Annotated in this window: 22 protein-coding genes; 10 read left to right on the top strand and 12 right to left on the bottom strand. The window is 72.2% G+C overall.

What is annotated here, in order from left to right; all coding sequences use genetic code 11:
- Positions 1–16: 16 nt before the first annotated feature.
- Both malQ and HUT10_RS40890 read right to left on the bottom strand, forming a co-directional pair.
- The gene (gene malQ, locus HUT10_RS40895) at positions 17–1,999 is read right to left on the bottom strand and encodes a 4-alpha-glucanotransferase (protein ID WP_254897510.1); all 1,983 of its coding nucleotides are present in this window, start codon (positions 1,997–1,999) and stop codon (positions 17–19) included.
- Between the two features lie 14 nt (positions 2,000–2,013).
- On the bottom strand, positions 2,014–2,598 hold the full coding sequence (locus HUT10_RS40890; RefSeq protein WP_176176090.1) for a hypothetical protein: 585 nt from the start codon (positions 2,596–2,598) through the stop codon (positions 2,014–2,016).
- Between the two features lie 109 nt (positions 2,599–2,707).
- On the opposite strand from HUT10_RS40890, the gene HUT10_RS40885 reads away from it, so the two are divergent.
- Genes HUT10_RS40885 through HUT10_RS40875 form a run of 3 tightly spaced genes read left to right on the top strand, consistent with a single transcriptional unit; the run spans position 2,708 to position 6,003 of the window.
- The gene (locus HUT10_RS40885; RefSeq protein ID WP_176176089.1) at positions 2,708–3,871 is read left to right on the top strand and encodes a sensor histidine kinase; all 1,164 of its coding nucleotides are present in this window, start codon (positions 2,708–2,710) and stop codon (positions 3,869–3,871) included.
- Complete coding sequence (locus HUT10_RS40880) at positions 3,868–4,533, top strand: response regulator transcription factor (protein WP_176176088.1); 666 nt, start codon at positions 3,868–3,870, stop codon at positions 4,531–4,533. The genes HUT10_RS40885 and HUT10_RS40880 overlap by 4 nt, the downstream gene beginning before the upstream one ends.
- Before the next feature lie 18 nt (positions 4,534–4,551).
- The gene (locus tag HUT10_RS40875; RefSeq protein ID WP_176176087.1) at positions 4,552–6,003 is read left to right on the top strand and encodes an amino acid permease; all 1,452 of its coding nucleotides are present in this window, start codon (positions 4,552–4,554) and stop codon (positions 6,001–6,003) included.
- Here HUT10_RS40875 and HUT10_RS40870 read toward each other — a convergent pair.
- From HUT10_RS40870 to HUT10_RS40860, 3 genes are all read right to left on the bottom strand, one after another.
- Entirely contained in the window at positions 5,981–6,763 is a 783-nt protein-coding gene (locus tag HUT10_RS40870) for a hypothetical protein (RefSeq protein ID WP_176176086.1), read from the bottom strand. The genes HUT10_RS40875 and HUT10_RS40870 overlap by 23 nt on opposite strands.
- Before the next feature lie 53 nt (positions 6,764–6,816).
- Positions 6,817–8,175 (bottom strand): glutamine synthetase, encoded by a 1,359-nt coding sequence (locus HUT10_RS40865; RefSeq protein WP_176176085.1) that lies wholly within the window; start codon positions 8,173–8,175, stop codon positions 6,817–6,819.
- 280 nt (positions 8,176–8,455) lie between these two features.
- On the bottom strand, positions 8,456–9,286 hold the full coding sequence (locus HUT10_RS40860) for a DMT family transporter (protein WP_368660833.1): 831 nt from the start codon (positions 9,284–9,286) through the stop codon (positions 8,456–8,458).
- 301 nt (positions 9,287–9,587) lie between these two features.
- Here HUT10_RS40860 and HUT10_RS40855 point away from each other — a divergent pair, with 301 nt between their 5' ends.
- Entirely contained in the window at positions 9,588–9,767 is a 180-nt protein-coding gene (locus HUT10_RS40855; protein ID WP_004561029.1) for a hypothetical protein, read from the top strand.
- 127 nt (positions 9,768–9,894) lie between these two features.
- Here the strand turns inward: HUT10_RS40855 and HUT10_RS40850 are convergent, their stop codons facing one another.
- The 5 genes from HUT10_RS40850 to HUT10_RS40830 form a co-directional block, all read right to left on the bottom strand.
- A complete protein-coding gene (locus HUT10_RS40850; RefSeq protein ID WP_176176083.1) occupies positions 9,895–11,076 on the bottom strand; it encodes an ROK family transcriptional regulator in 1,182 nt (393 codons plus the stop codon).
- Between the two features lie 11 nt (positions 11,077–11,087).
- Positions 11,088–12,551, bottom strand: coding sequence for a sugar ABC transporter permease (locus tag HUT10_RS40845; RefSeq protein ID WP_176176082.1), 1,464 nt, complete (start codon positions 12,549–12,551; stop codon positions 11,088–11,090).
- Positions 12,552–12,571: 20 nt separating this feature from the next.
- Positions 12,572–13,345, bottom strand: a complete 774-nt coding sequence (locus HUT10_RS40840; protein ID WP_004561026.1) for an ATP-binding cassette domain-containing protein — start codon at positions 13,343–13,345, stop codon at positions 12,572–12,574.
- Between the two features lie 89 nt (positions 13,346–13,434).
- Complete coding sequence (locus tag HUT10_RS40835) at positions 13,435–14,574, bottom strand: sugar ABC transporter substrate-binding protein (RefSeq protein ID WP_176176081.1); 1,140 nt, start codon at positions 14,572–14,574, stop codon at positions 13,435–13,437.
- A gap of 553 nt (positions 14,575–15,127) precedes the next feature.
- On the bottom strand, positions 15,128–16,864 hold the full coding sequence (locus tag HUT10_RS40830) for a DEAD/DEAH box helicase (RefSeq protein ID WP_176176080.1): 1,737 nt from the start codon (positions 16,862–16,864) through the stop codon (positions 15,128–15,130).
- 235 nt (positions 16,865–17,099) lie between these two features.
- On the opposite strand from HUT10_RS40830, the gene HUT10_RS40825 reads away from it, so the two are divergent.
- Together HUT10_RS40825 and HUT10_RS40820 are read left to right on the top strand one after the other, a co-directional pair.
- Positions 17,100–18,266 (top strand): YihY/virulence factor BrkB family protein, encoded by a 1,167-nt coding sequence (locus HUT10_RS40825; protein ID WP_176176079.1) that lies wholly within the window; start codon positions 17,100–17,102, stop codon positions 18,264–18,266.
- An 89-nt stretch (positions 18,267–18,355) separates the two neighbouring features.
- Positions 18,356–21,487 (top strand): efflux RND transporter permease subunit, encoded by a 3,132-nt coding sequence (locus tag HUT10_RS40820; protein WP_176176078.1) that lies wholly within the window; start codon positions 18,356–18,358, stop codon positions 21,485–21,487.
- A 90-nt stretch (positions 21,488–21,577) separates the two neighbouring features.
- Here the strand turns inward: HUT10_RS40820 and HUT10_RS40815 are convergent, their stop codons facing one another.
- Together HUT10_RS40815 and HUT10_RS40810 are read right to left on the bottom strand one after the other, a co-directional pair.
- Entirely contained in the window at positions 21,578–22,414 is an 837-nt protein-coding gene (locus HUT10_RS40815; RefSeq protein WP_176176077.1) for a hypothetical protein, read from the bottom strand.
- Between the two features lie 165 nt (positions 22,415–22,579).
- The gene (locus HUT10_RS40810; protein ID WP_176176076.1) at positions 22,580–22,822 is read right to left on the bottom strand and encodes a DUF3039 domain-containing protein; all 243 of its coding nucleotides are present in this window, start codon (positions 22,820–22,822) and stop codon (positions 22,580–22,582) included.
- A gap of 68 nt (positions 22,823–22,890) precedes the next feature.
- Between HUT10_RS40810 and HUT10_RS40805 the strand changes: the two genes are divergently transcribed.
- The 4 genes from HUT10_RS40805 to HUT10_RS40790 are packed head-to-tail and all read left to right on the top strand — an operon-like array spanning position 22,891 to position 26,107.
- Positions 22,891–23,676, top strand: coding sequence for a sporulation protein (locus HUT10_RS40805; RefSeq protein WP_176176075.1), 786 nt, complete (start codon positions 22,891–22,893; stop codon positions 23,674–23,676).
- On the top strand, positions 23,676–24,293 hold the full coding sequence (locus tag HUT10_RS40800) for an HD domain-containing protein (RefSeq protein ID WP_176176074.1): 618 nt from the start codon (positions 23,676–23,678) through the stop codon (positions 24,291–24,293). The genes HUT10_RS40805 and HUT10_RS40800 overlap by 1 nt, the downstream gene beginning before the upstream one ends.
- Before the next feature lie 9 nt (positions 24,294–24,302).
- On the top strand, positions 24,303–25,208 hold the full coding sequence (locus HUT10_RS40795; RefSeq protein ID WP_176176073.1) for a pseudouridine-5'-phosphate glycosidase: 906 nt from the start codon (positions 24,303–24,305) through the stop codon (positions 25,206–25,208).
- Positions 25,205–26,107, top strand: coding sequence for a carbohydrate kinase family protein (locus HUT10_RS40790; protein WP_176176072.1), 903 nt, complete (start codon positions 25,205–25,207; stop codon positions 26,105–26,107). Before HUT10_RS40795 ends, HUT10_RS40790 begins: the two co-directional genes overlap by 4 nt.

Here is a 26,107-nt window from a genome sequence, read left to right as displayed (position 1 = left end):
TGCCACGGGATGGTCGTTACCGGGACAGCGGCCGGGCCGCCGCCAGCGGTGCGACCGCGGCGCGGACCCCCTTCGCGGTGAAGAAGCCGTCCACGCTGACGGGCAGGCGAATCCGCCAGTTAGGGTACTGGTCGACCGTTCCGGGCAGATTCGGCTGCCGCACCTGGCCCGCCACGTCGGCCGGCGAGGTCAGCACCAGCCGTGACGCGGCCCTGGCGAGCAGGGTGTGCAGCGCGACGACCGGGTCGTCGTCCGCGATCCCTTCCCGCGCAACGAGTTCGAACAGCGCCGTGCGCTCCCCGGCGGCCGCTTCCTCCTCCGCGGCCACCCCGCGGTCGAGCAGCCCGAGCTCGGCCCGGACCCGGACGTGCTCGCCCTTCAGCCAGCCTTCGACGGTCGGCAGGTCGTGGGTGGAGATGCTGGCCATGGCGTCGGGGTCCCAGCTCTCCGGCGGTGTGAACGGCTGGCCGGGGGCGTCCCAGTCGCGTTCGAACCACAGCACGGCCGAGGTCAGCATCCCCCGTTCGTGCAAGGTTTCGGTGACGATCTCCTCGACGGTGCCGAGGTCCTCCCCCACGACGACGGCGCCGGCCCGGTGCGCCTCGAGGGCGAGCACGCCGACCATCGCTTCGGCGTCGTAGTGGACGTACGTGCCGCGGTGCGCGGGCTCGCCCGGCGGGATCCACCACAGCCGCCACAGGCCGGCGATGTGGTCGACGCGGATGCCGTCGGCGAAGCGCAGGACGCCGCGGATGACGTCCCGCAGCGGCGCGTACCCGGCTTCGGCCAGCTTGTCCGGCCGCCACGGCGGCAGGTTCCAGTCCTGGCCCTGCTGGTTGAAGGCGTCCGGCGGCGCGCCCACCCGCACGTCGGCGGCGAAGACGTCCTTGAGCGCCCAGGTGTCGGCCCCGCCGGGGTGCACCCCGACCGGCAGGTCGTGCACGATCCCGACGGTCATCCCGGCCTCGCGGGCGGCCGTGCGCGCGGTTTCCAGCTGCACCCGGCACAGGTGCTGGAGCCACGAGTGGAAGGCGACGCGCTCCTGCAGTTCCGCACGCGCCTGCGCGGTGGCCGGCCCGGCGGGGTCGCGCAGGTCTTCCGGCCAGTCCCGCCAGTCGCCGCCGTGCCGCTCGGCGAGGGCGCAGTAGAGGGCGAAATCGGCCAGGTCACCGTCTTCGGGGACGGCTTCGACGCGGTGCGGCCACAGCAGCTCGAGGGCGGCGCGCTTGGCGGTCCAGACGGCGTCGTAGTCGACCAGCTCGCCTTCGCGGTCCGGGGCGAGCGACTCGACGGCCGCCCGGGTGGCGGCGTCGGCCTGCTCGAACGTCTCGGTGGCGGTGACGCGCAGGTAGACGGGGTTGGCGAACCGGCGGCTCGCGGGCGAGTACGGCGACCGCTCGACCGGGTGCGCGGGGCTGATGGCCTGGACGGGGTTCACCAGCAGCACGCCGGCGTCGAGCTCGGTGGCCGACCGGGCGGCGAAGGTGGCGAGGTCGGCGTAGTCGCCGATGCCCCAGGAGCCGGCCGAGTGCAGCGCGTAGAGCTGCAGCATCCACCCCCAGGCCGGCCGCACCCGCGGCAGCTTCGCGGGGACGACGGCGAGCACGACGTCCTGGTCGGCGGTGACGATCCGGTGCCACCCGAGCGGCAGGTCGGCGGGCAGCTCCCCGTCGGCACGCCGCCGCGTCCCGTCTTCGAGGACGATCTCGGCGTCGACGCCGAGCGCGCGGCCGGTGCCCTCCCGCACCACGACGGTCGGCGGCAGCGCGGCCGGCGCTTCGCGCGCGGCGCTCAATGCGGCGGCGATGGCCTGGTCGCTGGTCGCGTCGACGCCGAACTGGCCGAGAACGGCGACCACGACGTCGTCGGCCACGTCGACCCAGACCCGGTCGGCGTTCTGGTACCGGGTGGCGACGCCGTAGTGGTCGGCGAGCTCGTGCAGGGCGGGGATCTGTTCGGGCACGGCACCAGCATTCCGGTGCCCGGCCGTTCCCGCCATCCGCGCGGCCGACATCACCCCGCGCTGCGGCGTCCTCCCCGCTCCTTCGTGCCGGCCAGCTCCTCCCACACCGGGCCGGCGAACAGCCAGATCACCGTCACCGTGCCCAGCCGCGGGAACCACCCCCACAGCGGCGCGACCCGCTCCGGCTCGCCGATCGCGAAGATCACCGCCAGCAGGGCCACCGCGGCGAGCCCGCAGGCCAGCAGGCACTTGCCCCACTCGCGCCACTCGTGGCGCAGCTTCTCCTTCCCCCGCGGCTTCGACGGCCGGGGCGCGCGGGCGAACCGGTGCGCGAACCAGCCGTCCGCCCACCGGACGAGGCCCGGCCCGAACACCACGCTGAAGCCGAGGTAGACCGCCGCGAGGCCGTGCGTGAACCCGGGCTTGCCACCGGCGGACAGGTCGAGCGCGGTCGCCACCAGCACCACGACGTCGATCAGCGGCACCATGGCCAGCAGCACCGCCGACGCGCGCCGCGCGCGCAGCACGTACCGCACCGCCAGCCCGGCCGCGATGACCACCCAGAACCCGAGCTCGCCCGCCGCGATGACGGCCGCCATCGGGTTCTCCGCGAAGAACTTCCCGATCTCTGCCACCCCGCCACGCTCCCGCGCCGGTGCGCCCGGCCGCGTCGGCGATCGGGGGGACCGGGCGTCATCACTTCGTCGGACGCGGGCCCGGCGCGCGGTGTGCTGGGATGACCGGGTGCCCCTCCCCCGCCTGCGCTCGCTCCCGGTGTGGCAGCAGGACGGCCTGATCGCGCTGGCCACCTGGCTGATCGGGTTCCTCGTCTACGCGACCGGCGTCCACCGGCTCGTGACGGCGTACGACCACGCCCCGCTGGGGGTGCGGCTGCTGGAGCTGACCGCGCTGTGCGGGCTCGAGCTGCTCCGCCGCCGGGCGCCCCTCGCGCTGCTCCTCGCCACGGCGGTGCTCGCGGCGGACATCGCGCTCGGGCCGTCGCTGCCGGTGCTGATCGTCTACACCGACTTCCTGTACGCGGCGACGCTGTACGGCTCCCGCCGCACCAGCCGGGTGATGATCGGCCTCGCCGCGTTCTCGGTGGTGGGCGTGCTCGCCGCGGTGCTCGTCCTCGCGCGGGAGTGGCGGACGGCGGTGCCGGCGGCAGTCGGCGTCCTGCCGTTCGTCATCACGCCGGTGTGGTGGGCGGCCAACGTGCGCCAGCAGCGTGACGTCGCCGAGACCGAGCGGGCCAACGCCGGTCAGCTGGCGAAGATCGCGGAACTGGACCGGCGGGCGGCGGTGGCCGCCGAGCGCGGGCGGATGGCCCGTGACCTGCACGACGTGATCGCCGGGCACCTCTCGGCCATCGCGATCCAGTCGGAGGCGGCGCTGTCGCTGCCGGACCCGAAGCTGGCGAGGGCGGTGCTGGAGTCGGTGCGGGAGAACAGTGTCAGCGCCCTGGAGGAGATGCGCGCGATGATCGGGCTGCTCAAGGCCGAGGGCGCGGCCGCGGAGACGACCGCGCCCGCCCGGCTGGCGGACCTGGCCAAGCTGGTGGAGTCGGCGAGGGCCAGCGGCCTGGAGGTGCACGTCGAGTCCACTGTGGATTCCCGGCGGCCGCTGCCGGCGGCGGTCGACCTGACGGCGTACCGGATCGCGCAGGAGGCGCTGACCAACGCCGTGAAGCACGCTCCGGGCGGGCGGGTGGACGTCGCCGTCCACCGCCTCGGCGACGTGCTGGCGGTGGAGGTCCGCAACGACGTCCGCCGCCCGCTCCCCGCGGCCGGCGACGGGACGGGCCTGCTGAACATGCGCGAACGCGCCGGCGCGGTGGGCGGCGAGCTCACCGCGGGCCCGGCCGGCGACGGCTGGCTCGTCCGCGCCGAACTCCCCCTCGCCCGATGACCATCCGCGTGCTGGTCGCCGACGACCACAGCGCCGTCCGGTTCGGCCTCACCACCATCCTCGGCAACGCCGAGGGCATCGAGGTCGCCGGCGAGGCCGCCGACGGCGCCACCGCCGTCCGGCAGGCGCGGGCGCTGCGACCGGACGTCACCCTGATGGACGTCCGGATGCCGGGCACCGACGGCATCGCCGCCACCCGGGAACTGGTGGCCGCGGGGCTCACGCAGGTGCTCGTGCTGACCACGTTCGACCTCGACGAGTACGTGCACGGCGCGTTGCGGGCCGGGGCCGCCGGATTCCTGCTCAAATCGGTCGAAGCGCCCCGGCTGGTCGAAGCCGTGAAGCTCGTCGCGGCCGGCGACGGCGTGCTCGCTCCGCAGGTCACGCGCCGGCTCATCACCGCGTTCGCCGCGGCGGCGGCCCCGGCACCCCTGCCGCGCGGTCTCGCCGACCTGACCGACCGCGAGCGCGAGGTGCTCGGCTGCCTGGGCGAGGGGCTGTCCAACGCCCAGATCGGCGCCCGCCTGTACATCGGCGACGCGACGGTGAAGACGCACGTCTCGCGCGTGCTGGCCAAGCTCGGCCTGCGCTCGCGGGTGCAGGCCGCGATCCTCGCCCAGGAGACCGGCCTGAGCCCGGCCGATCTGCGGAAGGACCCGTGACCTTCTAACTTTCTCCTCATGGGTGAGCGGAGAACGTTGAACGTGGACGAGGTCCTGGACCGCCAGGAGTCCGGGGAACTCAAACGGCGGCTGCGCGGCCGTGACCTGGTCGGGTTCGGCGTCGGGATCATCATCGGCACCGGCATCTTCACCCTGGCGGGGGTCGAGGCGAAGACCCACGCCGGGCCGGCCGTGACCCTGTCGTTCGTGCTCGGCGCGGTCGTCGCCGGGCTCGCGGCGCTGTGCTACGCCGAGCTCGCCTCCAGCGTCCCGACGGCGGGAAGCGCTTACACCTACGCCTTCGCCACCCTCGGCGAGGTGTTCGCGTGGATCATCGGCTGGGACCTGCTGCTGGAGTTCGCGCTCGGCGCGGCGGTGGTTTCGCGCGGCTGGTCGGGCTACCTGGCCAACCTGCTCGGGCTGTCGCCGGCGTGGTTCGGCGAAGACGCGAAGGTCAACATCGGCGCGGTGCTGATCATCGCCGTGCTGACCGTGGTCGCCGTGCTGGGGATCAAGGAGTCGGCCTGGCTGACCAACCTGCTGGTGTGCGTGAAGGTCGCGGTCTGCGTGCTGGTGCTCGCGGTCGGCCTGTTCTTCGTCAAGGGCGCGAACCTGACGCCGTTCATCCCGCCGGCGCAGGCCCCGGCGGCGGGGACGACGGTGCTCGAGCAGCCGATCGTCCAGGCCGCGCTCGGCCTGGAGCAGTCGGTCTACGGCATCGCGGGCATGATCACCGCGGCCGCGGTGGTCTTCTTCGCCTACACCGGCTTCGAAGCGCTCGCGAACCTCGGCGAGGAGACGCTGAACCCGCGCAAGGACCTGCGCGTCGGCATCCTCGGCGCGCTGGGCGTGTGCGCGCTGCTCTACATCGGCGTCTCGATCGTGCTGACCGGCATGATCCCGTTCACCGACATCGACACCGGCGCGCCGCTGGCGGACGCGTTCGACCGGGTCGGCCAGCACTGGGTGGGCGCGCTGATCTCCCTCGGCGCGGTCACCGGGCTGACGTCGGTGATGATGGTCGAGCTGGTCACGATCGGCCGGATCGGCTTCGCGATGGGCCGCGACGGCCTGCTGCCCAAGGCGCTCGGCACCGCGCACCCGAAGTGGGGCACCCCGCACCGGATGACCATCGGCGGCGCCGCCCTGATCGCCGTGCTGGCCGCGTTCATCCCGATTTCCGAGCTGGCCGACATGGTGAGCATCGGCGCGCTGTCGGCGATGATCATCGTGGCGGTGGCGGTCCCGGTGCTGCGCCGCCGCCGTCCCGACCTCGACCGGCCGTTCCGGGTGCCGTTCTCCCCGGTGGTCCCGGTCGTCGCCGCGCTGGCGTGCCTGTACCTGATGCTGAACCTGAACGTGCTGACGTGGATCCGGTTCGCCGCGTGGCTGGTGATCGGCCTGGTGATCTACTTCGCCTACGGCCGCCGCCACTCCCGGTTCGCGGTCAGTCCCAAAAGGACGGAGTGAGCCCGGCGGCGCCGGCCGCCGCCCGCACCACGGCGGCCTGACCGGCGTCGACCACCACCAGCACGCCGAGGCCCCGCAGCGCCGCCGTCACCCATTCGACCGGCTGGTCGTGGCGGCCGTCGTCGCCGAGCGACGGGTAAGTGTCCACAACGGACAGCAGGGTGCCCTCGGCGCCGATGCGGATGCCCGCCAGGAGCACGAAGTGCCCGCCGGGCGGCCGCCAGCGGGACGTCCACAGTGGGGGGACGCCGGTGTCGAGGTAGTCGAGCAGCGCGCGTTCCGGGGTGTCGTGCGCGCCCAGCTCGGCGCCGTCGACCCGGGCGACCACGGCGACCCGCGGGACGTCCCACAGCCCGACGAGCAGGTCGAACAGCGCCGCGGAGGTCCACTCCCCGGTCACCGGCACCGCGGCGAGCGCACCCCGCGACAGCGACTCGACGGCCGCCGCGAGCCCGGACACCCGGGTGCCCGCGGCCGCCGGATCGGCCACGACCGGCAGCGACAGGCGGAAATCGCGGCGTCCCGGCTCGCCCGGCGGGTGCACGGCGGGCCCCAGGACCGTGCCTGCGGCCGCCGCGACCGTGTCCTGGTCGGGCACGTCGAGCCCGGCCGCCCGCAGCGCGGCGAGCCCGCAGAACGCCGCGGCCAGGCCGTCCTTCTGGGGCAGTTCCGCCTGGGCGACCGCGGCCAGCCGGGCCCCGCCCGGCAGCCACCGCACCCCGGACAGGTCGAGCTGTCCGCCGTCGATCCCCGAAGTCATCGGTCCCCTCAGACCTTGTTCCGCCGCCGGCCGTCTCGACCAGCATAGGGTTCTCAATAGCGCCAAAGGTGCGCGGCGACGATCTCGTCGGCGGTGCGGTCGGCCGCCCAGGCGGCGTCGGAGGCCCGCACGGCGCGGAAGGCGCCCAGCAGTTCGTCCCCGAGCACGCGCCCGATCCGCGGCGACGCCACGAGCGCGGCGTCCTGTTCGGCCGGGTTCGCCGGCAGCGGGCGCACCCCGCGCGCCTCGCGTTCGGCGTCCGTCCAGCCGCCCGGGTCCGCACCGATCGGCGCGGGCAGCGCGGGAGCGTCCTCGATGCCGGCCATCCCGGCGGCGAGCACCGCGGCCAGCGCGAGGTACGGGTTGGCCGAGGCGTCGGAGGTCTTGAGCTCGACGTTCGCGTGGCCGGCGCCCAGCAGGGCCGAGCCGGGTACGTACCGCAGCGGCGCCTCGCGGTTCTCGACGCCCCAGAAGGCGTACGCGCCCGCGAAGTAGCCGGGCCGCAGCCGCAGCGTCGAGGGGACGCTCGGGGCGGTGATCGCGGTCAGGGCGGGCAGGTCGCGCAGCAGGCCGGCGAGGTAGCCGGCGCCGTCGCCTCCGGGCTGCCCGGTTTCGCCGGTTTCGAGGAGGTTCCGGCCCTGGCGGTGCACGGAGGTGTGCAGGTGCCAGCCGTTGCCGGCCGCGTCGAGGCTGATCACCGGGGCGAAGCTGACGGCGAGACCGTGCACCCGCGCGGCGGCGTGGATGGTCTGCCGGGCCAGGAGCTGATCATCGGCGGCGGACACCGGATCGGTGGCGGCGAGGGAGAGTTCGAGCTGGGCGACGCCGTACTCGGCGTGGAGCTGGCCGATTCGCAGGCCGTTGGCCGCGAAGTCGTGCAGGAGGGCCCCGACGAAGCCGTCGAGCGGCAGGAGGGCGTGCGGGCTGTAGGCGGGCCCGGGGTGGCCGGGGTTGGCGACGACACCGGCACTGCCGACCGGGGCGACGGCGAACTCGAGTTCGTAGCCGGCCCGGAACTCGAGCCCTCTCCGGGCGGCTTCCGCGACCTGGGCTTCGAGGACGGTGCGTTGGCAGTAGGGCCAGGGGTCACCGTCGCGGGTGAGCTGCCGGACGGGCGCCCAGGCGAGCGAGGGCTGTCCGGCGAGCCGCCGAAGCCGCTCGACGACGGGGACGAGCCGGATGTCCCCGGAGGGGGTGGACAGGGGGTCGTGGGCGTAGGTGATGGCGTCGTGGGTGTCGAAGACGGCGAAGAGCGAGGTGGCCCCGACGCCCTTCGTGGCGGCCTCGGCCAGCCCGGCGACGGGGACGATGCGGGAGCGCGGGATGCCGTTGTTGTCCGCCCAGGCCAGGTGAACCCCACCCACCCCGGCGGCGGCGAAGTCCTTGGCTGCCGCCGATGCCGCTTTGGTCATGGCCACCCTGCTTTCTGCTGCCCGGGGTAAGTATCGCGGGCTGGGGGCGGTGGGGCCATCGCGATCTGCTGCGGGTGGGGAGCCGGGTGCCTGTCTACCGCCGCCCTGCGGAAGCCGCCGCCCGCAGGACCCGCCCTCCCTGGGGGATCCGCCCCGTTCCAGCGTATCGGCGACCACCGACGAAACCCGCCCCAAACCGGCAGCCAAAGACCGGTTGTCCACACCCCGCGCAGCTTGTGGAAGCCCGAGGCTCCCCCAAGCGAAGAACACCGAACGAACCTCACCCAGGCGGCTCCGCCGCCCCATCCCGGCTCCGCAACCCCACCCCGGCCACCACGGCCAGCGTCCCGATCGCCTCCGGCAGCGACGGCACCTGCCCCAGCAGCAAGAATCCCATCACCCCCGCCGTCACCGGCAGCAACGCCAGCAGCGTGGCGAACCGCGCCTGTCCCACCCGGCGCAGCACCACCTGGTCCAGCGCGTACGGCACCACCGTCGACAGCACCCCCACCCCGACCCCCAGCAGCAGCAACCGTGGCGAAGACCACACCGGCCCCGTCCCGAGCGCCAGCGGGAACAGCACCACGGTCCCCGCGAAGAAGCCGATCGCCAGGCTGTCGATGCCGTCGCCGCCCACCGCCACCCTCTTGCCCAGGAGGATGTACCCCGCCCAGGCCAGCGCCGCCCCCAGGGCGAACACCACGCCCCAGAAGCTGCCCCCGAGCCGGACGTCCGCGATCGCCACCACCCCCGCCGCCACCAGGACCAGGGCGAACACGTCTCGCAGCGTGCGGGACCCGAGGGCCGCCACCACCACCGGGCCCGCGAACTCCACCGCCACCGCCGTGCCCAGCGGCAACCGGGCGATCGCCTCGTAGAACAGCACGTTCATCCCGGCCGTCACCACGCCGAACACGATCGCCAGCAGCAGGCGGCGGCCACGCCATGCCGGGCGGGGTGGGCGGCGCCAGGCCAGCAGGACCACCGCCGCGCCCAGGCAGCGGAGCCAGGCCACGCCCGCCGGGGTGGCGTGGCCGAAAAGGTCGACCGCCACCGCCGCTCCGGCGTACATGGAAATTCCGCTGAGAACGAACAAGAGCGGGGCGGGCACCCGCGAAAGCCGTCGGGAGGAAGTCGCCGTACTCACGACCCCATGGTGCCTGACCACGGAAAACGTCACTCTCCGGGTAAACGTCTCCTGAAATGCGGGACTTGACTACGGCATCCGGGGTAAATCGACGTGACTCAGGTCCCACCGGCGCGGGAACACTTGCGAGCCGCGAAACGTCTGGAACAGTGGAAGCACGAACACGCGGAGCCGGAGGCGATCGCCGCCACCGGCATCAGTGCCAAGTGGGCGTAGCTGGATCGATGGCACCGGGCGACCGGTGCCGGGACGGAGGGAGACCCCCATGACATCGCCGACGCTCACCCGCCCCGAACTGACCGCCGCCGACCGCTGTGACCGGTGCGGAGCAGCAGCTCAGGTACGCGCCATCCTCAGCACGGGTGGCGAACTGCTCTTCTGCGGGCACCACGCCCGCGAGCACGAGGCCAAGCTCAAGGAACTGTCCGCCGACATCCAGCGGTAACTCAGACGCAAAAGGCGGCCGGTGCGCACAGGCGCCGGCCGCCTTTCTGCATCTTGCAGAGTGCGTGTGCGATATCACGGTTCAGCTACCGACCACGGTGATTTCGGACACGAAACCGGACAGAAAATCAGACAGAATCCAGGACCACTTCGAACGCCACTTCGGCGGCGCCCACCAGCTTCCCATCCGCTCCCAGTGCCGAGCTGACGATCCGTGTGCCCCCGACCGCCCGGCTCACCAGGCTGCGCCGGCGGACTTCGTTGCCGACGTGCCGCAGCACCGCCTCCGGCAGCACCGTCAGCAGGTCGCCGAGGATCACCAGCTGCGGGCCCAGCAGGTTGACGACGTTGATCAGCCCCAGCGTCAGCCACTCCGCGAACTCCGCGAGCCGCGACATCGCCGCCTCCGGATCGCGGCCCAGCTCGCGCAGCTCGAACAGGATCGCGCCGCGCGGGGTGTCCTCGGCCAGCCCGAGGGCCCGGCACAGCGCCGCCTCGCCGACCTCGGTCTCCCAGCAGCCGCTGCTGCCGCAGTAGCAGGGCCGCCCGTCCGGCCGGATGACCATGTGGCCGATCTCGCCGACGTACCCCGAGCCGCCGCGCAGGGCCGAGCCCTCCGCGATCACCCCGCCGCCGACGCCCACGTCCGCCGAGATGTACACCACGTCGGACGCCCCGCGGGCCGCCCCGCGCAGGTGCTCGGCGACCGCGCCGAACTCGGCGTCGTTGCCGACCAGGATCGGGATCTGCAGCACCCCGCCGAGCCGGTCGCCGAGGGCGACGTCGGTCCAGCGCAGGTTCGGGGCCTCGTGCACGTGCCCGTCGGCCCGCCGGACCACGCCGGGCACCGACACCCCGGCCGCCACCGGGGTCACGCCGAGGTCGCCGGCCAGGATGGCCGTCGACTCGATGACGTGGGTGATGACCTCGGCGGGCTGCCCCATCCGGCCGCGCAGGTTCCAGCTGTTGCGGCCCAGGATCTGCCCGCCGAGCCCGACCAGGGCGATCGCGACGTGCTCGACCTGCAGGTCGACCGCGAGCACGACCGCCGCGTGCGGCTGGGGCAGGACCAGGAGCGAGGGGCGGCCCGCCCCTCGTCCCGGCCTCGGCACCTTCTCCTCGACGACACCGGCTTCGGCGAGCCCGTCGACGAGGGTCTTGATCGTGCTCCGGTTGAGCCCCAGCTCCGCGGCCAGGGTCGCCCGGGTGCTCGGCCCGCCGACGTGCAGCAGGCGGAGCAGGGTCGTGCGGTTGTGCCGGCGCACCTCGTCCGGTCGAGCAACGGGCGTGCTGGTCACGGGCTTTATCATCCCATGCTGGTTCAGCGCGTCGACGCAGCCGCGCGGCGCCGGGACAGCGCGTCGACCGTGGCGGCGAGGAGCAGGACCAGACCGGTGATGATGTTGACCACCGCGGCCGGCTGCTTGAGCAGGCCGAGGCCGTTGATGACGACGGCGATCACGAGACCGCCGACCACCGCGTCGGACACCCGGCCCTTGCCGCCGAAGAGCGACGTGCCGCCGATGACGGCCGAACCGACCGCGAACAGCAGCGTGTTCAGGCCACCGGACTGCGGGCTGACCGAGCCGACCTTCGACGCGGCGACGATGCCGCCGATGGCCGCGATCGCCGAGCCGATGACGAACACGCTCGCCCGGATCTTCGGCACGTCGATACCGGCCCGGCGGGCGGCTTCCTTGTTGCCGCCGACCGCGTAGACGTACCGGCCGTACTTGGTCCGGTTGAGCACGTAGGTCCCGGCCACCAGCAGCACGAGCATGATCGGGATGACGTACGGGACGCCCTCGATCGTGACGACCGCCTTGTTCGGCGAGCGGTTGATCGTCAGCAGCCAGGTGCCCAGCGCCGACAGCACGACGAGCGCGCCGACCTTGATCATCACCAGCGCGGTCGGCTGGACGACCAGGCCGCGCTTGAGCCGCTTGAAGTGGCTGGTCAGCGCGATCACGGCGAACCCGCCGGCCGCGACGAGGAAGAAGATCCAGCTGCCGAGGATGTTCAGGTTGCCGTTGGCGATCTTGTACAGGACGTCCGAGTTGCTGATGCCGATCGTGCCGCCCTCACCGATGAACTGCAGCAGGACGCCCTGCCACACGATGAACAGCGCCAGCGTCACGACGAAGGACGGCATGCCGATCTTCGACACGAGGAAGCCGGTGATGCAGCCGATGGCGGTGCCGACGCAGATGGCCAGCAGGATCTCCACCCACGGGTTGGCCGGGACGCCGATCGCGACGATGAGCAGGCCGACCAGTGAGAGCGCGGAGCCGGCCCAGATCCGCTGGTAGGCCGACAGCAGCAGGGCCACGGCCAGCACCCCGATGAACGTGACGAACACGCCGGTGCCCAGGGAGCCCAGCAGGTTCCCCGCGTTCACGTAGTGCAGGGCCATCACGGACGCGGCGACACCGGAGGCCACACCGGCGGCGAGGTCGATCTCGCCGAGCAGCAGGACGAAGACGATGCCCATCGCGATGATGATGACGCCGGCGCCCTGCGGGAACACGTTGGCGATGTTGGCCAGCGTGAAGAAGTTGTCCGACAGCGCGCTGAACAGGATGACCAGCACGAGCAGGCCGAACAGCGACGGCAGCGCGCCGAGCTCGCCGGCTCGCAGGCGGGCGAAGTAGTCGCGGACGGCTTCGCCCGTTGACATCGATGTCGTGTCGATGCCGAAGTCGGAGATCGCCCCGGTGGGGGCCTGGGTCTGCGCGAGCGCGTCGGCGGGGGTGCCGACCTCGTGCTTGGCAGGGGTTTCAGTCATTTCCGGTTCTTTCTTCCCGCTCACAGGACCACGGCTTCGGGCCGGGCCAGGCCGAGGTCACCGGAGCGACCGGCGGTGATCAGTTCCACGACCTGGCCGTGGGTGACGTCCTTCGTGTGCACCTCGGCGACGAGCCGGCCGAGGTAGAGCACGGCGATGCGGTCGGCGACCTCGAACACGTCGGCCATGTTGTGGCTGATGAGCACGACCCCCAGGCCCTGCTCGGCCAGCCGGCGGACCAGGTCCAGCACCTGCCGGGTCTGCGCGACACCGAGGGCGGCGGTCGGCTCGTCGAGCACGACGACCTTGCTGTTCCACAGCACCGACTTCGCGATGGCGACGGTCTGCCGCTGGCCACCGGACAGCGAGGAGACCGGCGTGCGGACCGACTTGACGGTCCGGACCGACAGGGAGGCCAGCGTTTCGCGGGCGGCCTTCTCCATGCTGGCTTCGTCGAGCTTCCAGGAACTGCCGCGCTCGCGGCCGAGGAACATGTTCTGGACGATGTCGAGGTTGTCGGCGAGCGCGAGGTCCTGGTAGACGACCTCGATGCCGAGCTCGGCCGCGTCCTTCGGGCCGCGGATGTGGGCGTCCTGCCCGTTGAACCGCACGGCCCCCGAGTCGTACGGGTGGATGCCGGCGATGCACTTGACGAGCGTCGACTTGCCGGCACCGTTGTCGCCGACCAGCGCGGTCACTTCGCCCGCACGCACGTCGAAGTCCACGTCGTGGAGGACGTGGACCGGCCCGAAGCTCTTGTTCAGGCCCTTGATCTCGAGAATGGGCTCACTCATGGATGGGCTTTCTCCTGGTGGGGACCGGGCCGGGACGCGCCGTCGGGGTGCGCGTCCCGGCCCGGCTGTTCATGGGGTGGTGCGGGGGCTCAGGAGATGCCGAGCGAGCTGCACTTGGCGGCGAGGTCGCCACCGCAGATCTCGGTCGCCTTCACATAGCCCTGGGTCACGACGGTCTTGACGTCCTTCGCCAGGATCGTCGTCGGGGTCAGCAGCACGGACTTGATGTCGCGGTTGTTCTTCGGGTCGTGCAGCTTGCCCGTCGCGATGGCGTCGGCGGCGGCCTTGTCACCCTTGGCCAGCGCGGCAGCCAGCTTCGCGGTCGCCTCGGCCTCTTCCTTGATCGGCTTGAAGACGGTCATGTACTGGTCGCCGCGCATGACGGCCTTCAAGCCGTCGGCGGTGGCGTCCTGGCCGGTGACCGGGACCTTGCCGTTCAGGCCGTTCTTCTTGAGAACGGTGATGATCGCGCCGGCCAGGCCGTCGTTCGCCGCGACGACGCCGTCGACCTTGCCACCGTTGTTGGTGAAGATCTGCTCGAACGTCGTGCCGCCGAGCTGGTTGTCCCAGTCGTTGATCGGCTGCTTCTGGATCCGCTTCAGGGTGCCCGCCGAGAACAGCGGCTCGAGGACGGAGTCCTGGCCCTTGGTGAACAGCGTGGCGTTGTTGTCGGTCGGGGCGCCCTCGATCTGGACGACACCGGCACCCGGCTTGTCCTTGAGCGCGTCGGCCATGGCCTGGCCCTGCAGCTGGCCGACCTTCTCGTTGTCGAACGAGACGTAGTACTCGGCGGACCCGCCGAGGCTCGGCCGGTCGTAGTCGATGACCGGGATGCCCGCGGTCTTGGCCTTGGCCTCGACGGCGGCACCGACGGCCGGGTCGGCCGGGGCGATGATCAGGGCCTTGACGCCGGAGCTGATGAAGCCGTCGGCCAGCGACGCGAACTTCTGGGCGTCACCCTGGGCGTTCTGGACGTCGGCCTCGAAGCCCTGCGCCGCGAGGGCGGCCTGGAGCATCGGCTTGTCGAAGGCTTCCCAGCGGGCCGAGCTGGCGGTCTCCGGCAGGATGACGCCGACCTTGCCGCCCGCGCCGCCGCCGGCGGCCGGGGCGGAGGAGGAAGCGGAGTTGCTCCCCGTGCCCCCGCTGTTCGAACTGTTGGTACCGCAGGCGGTGAGCACCAGGCCGGCGCTCACCGTGGCGGCGAGGAGGGTAAGGGTTCTGCTGCGCATCCTCGTTCCTTCCGGATCCAAGCATTGGTGACGAGCGGCCGTCAGCGTGTGCTTCGGGCCAGCGAGGCGGCGATCCGGGAGGCCCGGCGCACCGTCGCGCATATGTTGTGGGCGACAACATATGCCGCTGAGCGGCTGCGGGGAAGATAGCTGGATCGATTAAATGACACCAATTGGACACGGTTCGGCAACACGGGCTGAACCTCGCCCGGAAAGAGTAGATCCGCTGACGATGTGATCGCCAGCACTCACGGTAAGTTACATCGATGTTTCATCGGACCGTGACACTGCTCCGGTCGTGTGCACCGAGCGCTACCCCGTGGTGAATCCACGACTTGGCCCCGGGATCGGGCGCCGACTTGCGGACTTCGGGGCCGGAACGGCCCGATCGGCCCGAAAGCCGGGGACGAACGGGCAGCCCGGCGGTGACAAGGTGGTACGCAGCGTCACAAGCCCGCCGGTGCGGTGATCCGGCCGCCGCGGAGACGGACCGTGATCACCGGAACTTCAGCCTCCCGGGCGACAGCGCGGGCCCGCTGCGGCCCGCAGGCCCCTACCAGGAGCGCAGGGTGACGATCCGCTCCTCGAGCTGTTCGACGGTCGCCATCGCCGTCACCGGGCCGCCGCAGACCCGCCGCAGCTCGTTGTGGATCGCGCCGTGCGGCTTCTTCGTGCGGTGGTGGTACATCCCGACCAGCGCGTTCAGCTCTTTCCGCAACGCGCCGAGCCGCTCGCTCACCGACTGCGGCCGGGCCGCAGGCGGCGGGGCCTCCTCCTTGGCCGGCTTGCGGCGCTTCTCGTCCGCGATCTGCTCCTCCTGCCGCTTCCGCAGCAGCGCGCGGACCTGGTCCGGCTCCAGCAGGCCCGGCAGGCCGAGGTACTCCTGCTCCTCGTCCGAGCCCGAGAACACCGCCGTGCCGAACGAGTTGCCGTCGTAGATGACCTGGTCGAGCTCGGCCGAGGCGCCCAGGGACGTGAACGCCTTCTCCTCCTCGCCCGGCTCGTCCTCGGTGCGGTTGGCCTGGGCCAGGAGCTCGTCCTCCCAGCCCTCCTTCTCGCGGTGCGGCTTGCCCAGCACGTGGTCGCGCTGGGCCTCCAGCTCACTGGCCAGCTCCAGCAGCACCGGCACCGACGGCAGGAACACGCTCGCCGTCTCGCCCTTCTTGCGCGCTCGCACGTACCGGCCGATCGCCTGGGCGAAGAACAGCGGGGTCGACGCGCTCGTGGCGTACACGCCCACGGCCAGGCGCGGGACGTCGACGCCTTCGGAGACCATCCGGACCGCCACGATCCAGCGCTCGTTCGTCTCGGAGAACTCCTTGATCCGGCCGGAGGCCTTCGGGTCGTCCGAGAGCACCAGCGTCGGGGTCTCGCCCGAGAGGCGTTCGAGGATCTTCGCGTACGCCCGCGCCGACTCCTGGTCGGTCGCGATCACCAGGCCGCCCGCGTCCGGCACGCTCTGGCGGACCTGCGACAACCGGGTGTCCGCCGCCTGCAGCACCGCCGGGATCCACTCGCCCGCCGGGTCGAGTGCCGTGCGCCACGCCCGGGCGTTCTGCTCCGCCGTCAGCGGCTCGCCGAGCCGGGCGGTGAACTCCTCGCCCGCGCTCGTGCGCCAGGACGCCTCGCCCGAGTACGCCAGGAAGACGACCGGCCGGACCACGCCGTCGGCCAGCGCGTCCGCGTAGCCGTACGCGTGGTCGGCCTTGCTGCGCTGGAAGCCGCCCGCGTCCGGCTCGTACGTCACGAACGGGATGGCCGAGTCGTCCGAGCGGAACGGCGTCCCGGTCAGCGACAGGCGCCGCACCGCCGGGGTGAACGCCTCGCGGATCGCGTCGCCCCAGCTCTTCGCGTCGCCGCCGTGGTGGATCTCGTCGAGGATCACCAGCGTCTTGCGGTTCTCGGTGCGCACCCGGTGCAGCGTCGGGTGCGCCGCGACCTGCGCGTACGTCAGCGCGACGCCGTTGTAGTCCGACGAAGTGACGCCGGTGCCGTTGCGGAAGTTCGAGTCGATGGCGATGCCGGCCGCCGCGGCCGAGGCCGCCCACTGGTGCTTGAGGTGCTCGGTCGGGGTGACGATGGTGATCGCCTCGACCGTGCGGTCGCTCAGCAGCTCCGCGGCGATCCGGAGGCCGAACACCGTCTTGCCGGCGCCGGGTGTCGCCACCGCGAGGAAGTCCTTCGGCTTCTGCGTCAGGTACTTGGTGAGCGCCCGCCGCTGCCACGCCCGCAGCGGGCGCGCGGTCGAGTCCTTCTCCGCGGGAGGCGCCCCGAGCTGCGTCTCCGTCATCGCCGGTCCTCCCCCTCGCTCAACTGCCTCAAGTGCTGTGACGTGCGAAAACCCTCACTGTGGTACCGGCTTCTGCTGCGTTGCGCGGCCGGCGACTGCGGTGAGGGCACTGGACCGAGTCTACCGGCCGGGTCCGGCGGTTCCGGGCACCGGCACGGGTGATGTCGCCCGACACGCCCGGCCGCAGGGGGTGTGACGAGCCAAATCAGCACGGATGGACCATGCTGGACACGTCATGGGTGAGGTGCAGCCGTCCGCAGCGACGAAGGTGGCCCGCAAGGGGCCGTGGCGGCTCGTCACGCGCACGTTCGCCAAGGCGTGGGAAGGCAACATCTTCTCCGAGGCCGCGGAGGCGGCCTTCTGGCAGACGCTGTCGCTGCCCCCGCTGCTGCTGGGACTGCTCGGCTCGCTCGGCTTCGTCGGCGAGTGGTTCGGCCAGGGGGTCGTCGGCGCGGTGCACGACCGGATCATCGGCTTCTGCCGGACCGTCTTCAGCACCAACGCCGTCCAGGACATCATCGAACCGACCGTGAACAGCATCCTCACCGTCGGCAAGGGCGAGATCGTCTCGGTCGGCTTCCTCATCTCGCTGTGGGCCGGTTCGTCGGCGATGTCGTCGTTCGTGGACGCGATCACCGTCGCGCACGACCAGTACGGCGTCCGCAACGACGTCTGGCAGCGGATCTTCGCGCTCCTGCTCTACCTGTGCGGCCTGGTCATCCTGGTGGTCGGGCTGCCGCTGCTGGCGATCGGCCCCGACCTGCTGCCGGAGTTCTTCCCGCTGGCCTGGCGCCCGACCGTGACGTCGTGGGTGAGCGCGCTCTACTTCCCGGCACTGGGCGCGATGATCACCCTCGCGCTGACCACGCTGTACAAGCTCGCGCTGCCGCGGAAGCTGCCGTGGCACCGCGGGCTGCCCGGCGCGGTGCTCGCCATGGTCGTGTTCCTGCTGTCCTCGGTCGGCCTGCGCGTCTACCTGAACTGGATCACCAAGACCGGCTACACCTACGGCGCGCTGGCCGCGCCGATCGCGTTCCTGCTGCTGATGTTCTTCATCGGGCTGGCCGTGGTCGGCGGCGCCTACTTCAACAGCGCGATCCAGGAGCTGTGGCCGGCGAAGGCGACCCGGCGGCAGCGGCGCAAGTGGCGGCGGCTGGAGATGGAACGCGCCTCCGAGCGGCTGCGCTCGGAAGAGGGCCGCAAGCTGTGGGAGCGCTCGACCACGCCGCTGCGGCGCCCGGCCGAAGGCGAGGCCGCGGCCAACGGCGCCGCGCCCGAGCCGTCCGAAGAGGACCCGTCGCCGGAGGACACGCCGTCACCGAGCGCGCCGGAGCCGGCACCCAGCGCAGCTCAGGGTCGCGGGTCCTCCCCGCGGGGGACCCGGAATCCACCCCCAGACTGAGTCGCTCCTCAGGTCGGACATGGGACAGTTCCCCCGTCACTGACGCAGGCGTCGGTCGCCGCGTCGTTCCCGAGGGGGTTTTCCACGTCATGTCCGTGCTGGCCAGACTGAGCCTGCGCAACCGGAGCCTGATCGGCCTGCTCGCGCTGGTGGTCGTCGGATTCGGCGCCTTCGCGCTGCCGCAGCTCAAACAGCAGCTCTTCCCGTCCCTGCAGTTCCCGCAGGCCCAGATCGTCACCGCGTATCCCGGCGCGTCGCCGGACGCGGTCGACCGGCAGGTCTCCGAGCCGCTCGAAGGCGGCCTCCAGGGACTGAAGGGCCTCGAGCAGATCACGTCGACGTCGTCGGACGGCGTCTCGCGGGTCGTCGCGCAGTTCGAGTTCGGCACGGACATCGACGCCGCCGTCTCGCAGATCCAGCAGGTGGTCAACCAGGTCCGGCCGCGGCTGCCGCAGAACAGCGAGCCCGCCGTGTCCGCGGGCAGCACCGACGACCTGCCGGTGGTGCTGGTCGCCGCGGGCACCACCGGGGACCCGCAGTCGCTCGCGCCCGCGCTGACCGACCAGGTCGCGCCGGAGCTGCGGAAGATCGAGGGCGTCCGCACGGTGACCGTCACCGGCGTGCAGACCCCGCGCGTCACGATCACGCTCGACTACGCCAAGCTCGCGGCCGCGGGTGTCGACCCGGCCTCGATCGCCACCACGCTGCAGACGGCGGGGGCCGCGGTGCCCGCCGGGACGCTCACCCAGGACGGCAAGACGCTGTCGGTGCAGGTCGGCGGCGGACAGACCACTGTGGACAGTCTGCGCAACCTCTACCTGACGCCGGCCGCGCGGGCCGGCGCGCCGGCGCGGGGTCCGGTGAAGCTGGGTGACGTCGCCGACGTCCAGGCCGGGTTCGCGCCGCCGACGTCGATCACGCGCACCAACGGCAAGCCCAGCCTCGGCCTGTCGATCACCATGGTGGAGAACGGGAACGCGGTCGCGATCTCCCAGGCGGTGCGGGACAAGCTGCCGGACCTGGCGAAGAAGGCCGGCGCCGACATGAACGTCGTGTTCGACCAGGGCACGCCGGTGAAGGACGCGATCCACGGCCTGACCGTCGAAGGCCTGCTGGGCCTGGCGTTCGCCGTCGTCGTCATCCTGCTGTTCCTGCTGTCGGTGCGCTCGACGCTGGTGACCGCGGTGTCGATCCCGCTGTCGGTGGTCGTCGCGCTGCTGGCGCTGTGGACCGGGGACCTCTCGCTCAACCTGCTCACCCTCGGCGCGCTGACCATCGCGATCGGCCGGGTGGTCGACGACTCGATCGTGGTGCTGGAGAACATCAAACGGCACCTGGCCTACGGCGAGGAGAAGGACCGCGCGGTGCTCGACGGCGTCCGCGAGGTGGCCGGCGCGGTCACTTCGTCCACGTTGACGACCGTCGCGGTGTTCCTGCCGATCGCGTTCGTCGGCGGGTTCGTCGGCGAGCTGTTCTCGCCGTTCGCGATCACCGTGACGGTGGCGCTGCTGGCGTCGCTGCTCGTGTCGCTGACCGTGGTCCCGGTGCTGGCGTACTGGTTCCTGAAGCGGCCCGAGGTCCCGGCGGACGCCGTCGAGGCCGAGCGGGCGCGCGAGGCGGCCGTCGAGAAGGAGCGTCGCAGCGTCCTGCAGCGCGCCTACCTGCCGGTGATCCGGTTCGCGACCAAGCGGCGGCTGACCGTCGTCCTGCTGGCCCTGCTGATCTTCGCCGGCACGGTCGGGCTCGCGACGCGGCTGAACACGAACTTCCTCGACCAGTCCGGCGGCACCACGCTGAACATGACGCAGAAGCTGCCCGCCGGCACCAGCGTCGAGGCGAAGGAGCAGGCGGCCACGGCCGTCGAGCAGGCTCTCGCGGCCGAGCCCGCGGTGCAGACCTACCAGGTCAGCATCGGCGGCGGCGGGACGTTCGGCTTCGGCGGCGGGACCAACACGAGCATCTCCGTCACCATCGCCAAGGACACCGACCTGAACGCGCTGTCGGACCGGCTGCGGTCGAAGCTGACGTCCCGGCCGGAGCTGGGCGAGATCAAGATCGGCGCGGACGCGTCCGGGTTCAACTCCGACCAGGTCTCGGTCACGGTGACCGCGCCGTCGGAGGCCGCGCTGAAGCCGGCGTCCGACCAGGTCGTGCAGGCGCTGCGCGGGGTGTCCGGGCTGACCGAGGTGTCGAGCGACCTGAGCGTCGGCTCGCCGCGGGTGCAGGTCGAGGTGGACGACGCCGCGGCCGCCGCGCGCGGGCTGTCGGCGAGCACCATCGGGCAGATCGCCAACCAGGCGATCGCCGGCCGCACGGTGACACAGCTGCCGGTCGGCGGCCAGCGCACGGACATCGTGCTGCGCGCCGGCACGGCCCCGGTGACGGTCGACCAGGTTCGCGGGCTGCCGATCCCGGGCCCGGCAGGCGTCGTCCGGCTGGACGAGGTCGCGAAGGTGTCCACTGTGGACGGCCCGGCGTCGGTGCGGCGCACCGGTGGCGACCTGAGCACCACGGTGACCGCGAAGAACACCGGTGACGACCTGAGCAAGACGACCGCGGACATCAAGTCCGAACTGGACGGACTGACGTTCACCGGCGGTGCGGCCTACTCGCTCGGCGGGGTCAGCCAGGACCAGCAGGAGGCGTTCTCGAACCTGTTCCTGGCGCTGCTGGCGGCCATCGCGATCGTGTTCCTGATCATGGTGGCGACGTTCCGGAGCCTGATCCAGCCGCTGATCCTGCTCGTGTCGATCCCGTTCGCGGCCACCGGCGCGATCGGGCTGCTGCTGGCCACCGGCACCGCGCTCGGCCTGCCGGCGCTGATCGGGATGCTGATGCTGGTCGGCATCGTGGTGACCAACGCGATCGTGCTGATCGACCTGATCAACCAGTACCGCGCGGAGGGGATGAGCGTCACCGACGCCGTCACCGAAGGCGGACGGCGCCGGCTGCGCCCGATCCTGATGACCGCGGCGGCGACCATCTTCGCGCTGGTCCCGATGGCACTGGGCATCACCGGCCAGGGCGGGTTCATCGGCCAGCCGCTGGCGATCGTGGTGATCGGCGGCCTGGTCAGCTCCACCCTGCTGACCCTGGTCCTGGTCCCGACCCTCTACACGATGGTCGAGACCCGCAAGGAACGCCGCAAGGCCCGCCGCGCCGCCCGCCGCACCCCCGCCCAGGCCCCCGAATCGGAGTCCCTGAACCCCGAACTCGCGTGACCTGAGCCGGATGTCGCGTGATTGGGGCCGTAACTCGCGAGTTACGGCCCCAATCACGTGAGTCACGGCTCGGGTCACGCGAGCTACGGGTTACTGCTTGAAGCGGTAGGTCTTGCTGTCCCAGAGGATGCAGATGCTGGGGGCCATGACCACCACGCGGAGGGTGTTGTCGCGCTCGTCGAAGTCGATGCCTTCGACCTCGAACGAGCCCGAGCAGCCGCTGCGGAGCGGGAGCTGGCCGAGCGAGGTGACGTGGGCGGTGACGTCGGAGCCGTTCAGCGCCGCAGCCAGGTCGACCTGGAGCAGGGGCTTGGTGGTGCCGAAGAGGCTGCCGTCGGGGTCGTCGGACGCGCAGAGCAGGCGGGTCGCGGTCTGGAAGTCGCAGCCCTGGACGTCGCGGACCGGGTGGTCGAGGCGGATGGCCGCCGCGTAGGGCAGGTTCTGCGCCGGGTCCTTGGCCACCACGCCGGGCATCGGGTGCACCAGGAGCCGGTCCATGGTGCCCCACTCCCCCGCCACCAGCCAGCGCGCGTCGGGCGACACCGCGGCGAAGGAGTTGTTGTTCGCTTCCCACGACTCGAGGGCGTGCTTGTAGTCGGCCCAAGAGCCATCCGGGGCCTGGACGCGGAACAGCTTCGCGCCGCGGTCGTCACGCTGGTAGGGCTCGACGTACCAGCCCTGGGCCGAGCCAGGGTCGCCGACGTGGTTCCAGCCCTGGGCGTTCAGGTCGGCCGGGATCGTGCCGATCCCGGTGTAGCGGATGGTCGTGCCCGACGGGCGGACGATCGTCGCGAGGCCCTGGCTCTCGTCGAGGGCGCGGGCGTTGTCGGAGCCGACCTCCGTCCAGCCGGTGACGGCCTGCGCCAGCGCGGGCGACACGACGGCCAGCAGGGCGACGAGGGTGAGCACGATCCCGGTTCTGCGCATGTGCGACTCCGGTGGGTGAGGGAACCTGGCCCGCTGGATTTACCAGGACCCCCGCACCGGGCACACCCGCCGAATGAAGGTTATTCACGTTTGTTCGACGATCTGTCCGATTCCGGACAGCAGAAAACCCCGGCGGGTACACCCGCCGGGGACCTCACGACCGGCTCAGTTGCCCGGGCGGAGGCTGTCGTAGATCTCCTTGCAGGCCGGGCAGACCGGCGACCCGGGCTTCGGCGACTTCGTCACCGGGAAGACCTCGCCGCACAGCGCCACCACGTGAGTGCCCATGACCGCGCTCTCGGCGATCTTGTTCTTCTTCACGTAGTGGAACATCTTCGGCGAGTCGTCGTCGGTGGTGTCCGTGCCCTCGGGCGTGGTTTCCGGCTTCGTCAGCGTCTCGGTGCTCACCCGTCCATTGTGCCCGAGTCCCGCCGAACCTTCCGCGATCGGCCCCTCCGCCTGGCAGGATCCCGGGCATGTTCCAGAAGGTGCTCGCGACGTTCGGCTCCGGCGGCGCGCGGATCGACGCCCGCCTGCTCGACTCCACCGCCGCCCCCGGCCGCCCGCTGCACGGCGAGGTGCTGCTGCTCGGCGGCGAGGTCGACCAGGAGATCAAGGGCCTCGCGGTGACCCTGCTGGCCCGCGTCCAGGTTCCCGGCGACCGGACCGAAGACCTCCCCTTCGGCACCCGGCAGCTGGTCGGCCGCGAGGTCATCCGGGCCGGGCAGCAGGTCCGGGTGCCGTTCGAGGTGCCGCTGCCCTGGGAGACGCCGGTGACCAGCGTCTACGCCAAGCCGCTTCCCGGCATGGCGGTCGGCGTCCGGGCCGAGCTCGACCTGGCCGCCGCGGTCAGCGACCCGTTCGACGCCGACGCCGTCGCCGTCGAACCGCTGCCGGCACAGAAACGGATCCTCGACGCGCTCAGCAGGCTCGGCTTCACCTTCCGCGAGGCGATCCTCGAGCAGGGCCGGGTCGACGGCGCCCGCCAGCAGCTGCCGTTCTTCCAGGAGATCCGCTTCACGCCGTCGCCGCGCTTCGCGGGCGTCTTCACCCAGCTCGCGGTCACCTTCCTGACCTCGGCCGAAGGCACCGACGTGGTGCTGGAGGTGACCAAGCGGGTGCGGGTGAGCAAGACCGGCGGGTTCGGCGGCCGCGGCCAGGACTTCCTCGGGATGTTCACCATGAAGCCGGACGTCGACTGGGAGAAGCAGCTCGAAGGCTGGCTCGACCAGGTCGCGCGGCCGCGCGGGATCTTCGACTGATGGAGTGGCCGGCAGCGGTCGCCGTGCTCGGCGGTACGGCCGAGGCCTGGCCGCGGCTCGAAGCCCGGTACGCCGAGCCCCACCGCCGCTACCACACGCTCACCCACGCGGCCGCCGTCGCGCGCGACTCCGCCTGGCTGGCCGCGGACCTCGGGGAGACCGACCGGGCGATCGTCGCCGTGGCCGCGTGGACGCACGACGTCGTCTACGACGCGAAGCCCGGCGAAGACGAACGGGCCAGCGCCGCCTGGGCCCGCGAAGCCCTGGCCGGGGTGGCCGAAGCGCACGTCGAGCGCGTCGAAGGCCTGATCCTCGCCACGATCGGCCACGACGCCCCGGCCGACGACCGGCTGGCCACCGCCCTCCTCGACGCCGACCTCGCCATCCTCGGGGCGCCCGAAGAGCAGTACGCGGCGTACGCCCGCGGAGTGCGTGAGGAGTACGCGAAGTACCCCGACGACGTCTGGCGCGAGGGCCGCATCGCCGTCCTCGAGCGCATGCTCGCGCGGGAGCTTTACCGCAGCGAAATCGCGCGGACACGCTGGGCGAGCGCCGCCGAAAAGAACCTGACCACCGAGCTGACCCACTGGCGCGGCGAGCGGACCGATCACCGATGATGGTCCCTCGTGACCACCCCACTCCACCTGCACGAAGAGATCGCCTCGGCGCTGCGTGACGGGCACCCCGTCGTCGCGCTGGAGAGCACCATCCTGTCCCACGGCCTGCCGCCGGGCCGCAACCTCGACGTCGCCCGCCGCCTCGAAGGCGTGGTCCGCGACGGCGGTGCCGTCCCGGCCACGATCGCGGTGCTCGACGGGCGGGTCGTCGTCGGCCTCTCCCCCGCCGAGCTCGAGCGCGTCTGCGCGCCGGACGCCGGCCTGGACAAGCTTTCGCTGCGCGACCTCGGCCCGGCCATCGGCCTCGGCCGCTCGGGCGCGACGACCGTGGCGAGCACCTCGGCGCTGGCCGCCGCGGCCGGCATCGGCATGTTCGCCACCGGCGGGCTCGGCGGCGTGCACGTCGGGGCGACGCAGAGCTGGGACGTCTCGGCCGACCTCGGCGTGCTGGCGAAGGTGCCGACCGTGGTCGTCTGCTCCGGCGTGAAGTCGGTCCTCGACATCCCGGCCACCCTCGAGGTGCTGGAGACGAACTCGGTGCCGGTGCTGGGCTACCGCACCGACGACTTCCCGGCGTTCTACCTGCGCTCGTCCGGCCACCGGGTGGGCTGGCGGGTCGACGACCCGAAGCAGGCCGCCGCCGTGATCGACGCGCACCGCGCGTACGCGGATTCCGGTGTCCTGCTGGCGAACCCGATCCCGGAAGCGTCCGAAATGGACCGGGAGCTGCACGACCGGCTGCTCGCCGAGGGCTTGGCGCTGGTCGAGGCGCAGGGCGTGCACGGCGCCGACGTCACGCCGGTGCTGCTGGAGCACTTCCACACCGCGAGCGGCGGGGTGAGCATCGACGCGAACGAGGCGCTGGTGCTCAACAACGCGAAGCTGGCGACCGAGGTCGCGGTGGCGCTGGCATGAGCGAGCTCGCGAGTGAATCATCCGGCACCGGCGGGATCGTGGTGGTCGGGGACGCGGCGCTGGACGTGATCGCCCGGCACGACAAGCCGTTGCCGCACGGTGGCGACGCCCGCGCGAAGATCCGGTTCACCGGCGGCGGCGCGGGCGCCAACACGGCGCTGTGGCTGCGGCACCTCGGCGCCGAGACGACGCTGGTCGCGCGGATCGGCGACGACCCGGGCGGCAGGCTCATCCGGGCCGAGCTGGAGGCGGCGGGCGTGCGGTGCGCGTTCGCCGTCGACGCCGAGGCGCCGACCTGCTGCGTCGTCGTCATGGTCGACGGGTCCGGGCAGCGCAGCATGCTGGCCGACCGCGGGGCGAACCAGCGGTTCGCCCCCGAGGACGTCACCCCCGAGGCCCTGGCGGGGGCGAGCCACCTGCACCTGTCGGGGTACGTGCTGCTGGACCCGCCGTCGCGCGCGGCCGGGCTGGCCGCACTGGCCGTGGCGAAGGAGGCGGGGCTGACGACGTCGGTCGACCCGCAGGCGGCCGCGCACATCACCGACCCGGCCGCGTTCCTGGCCGACGTCCGCGGGGTCGACCTGCTGATGCCGAACACCGAGGAGCTGGTCGCGCTGACCGGCTCGGCGGATCCGGCGAGCGCGAAAGAACTGCTCGGCACGGTCGGGGCGGTGGTCGTCACCGCCGGGCTGGCGGGCGCCAGCTGGGTCGACGCCGACGGCGTCACCAGCGTGCCCGCGGTGGAAGCCGAGTGCATCGACTCCACCGGCGCGGGCGACGCGTTCGACGCGGGCGTGCTCACCGGGTGGCTGGCCGGGGAGTCCACTGTGGACGTCCTGCGACACGGGACCCGGCTGGGCGCGCTGGCCGTCGGGAAGGTCGGCCCCCAGCCGGTCTGA

The sequence above is a fragment of the Amycolatopsis sp. Hca4 genome (assembly GCF_013364075.1).
Classification (GTDB): Bacteria; Actinomycetota; Actinomycetes; order Mycobacteriales; family Pseudonocardiaceae; genus Amycolatopsis.
The sequence above is the reverse complement of the archived record's forward strand: the minus strand, read 5'-3'. Positions and strand labels throughout refer to the sequence as shown.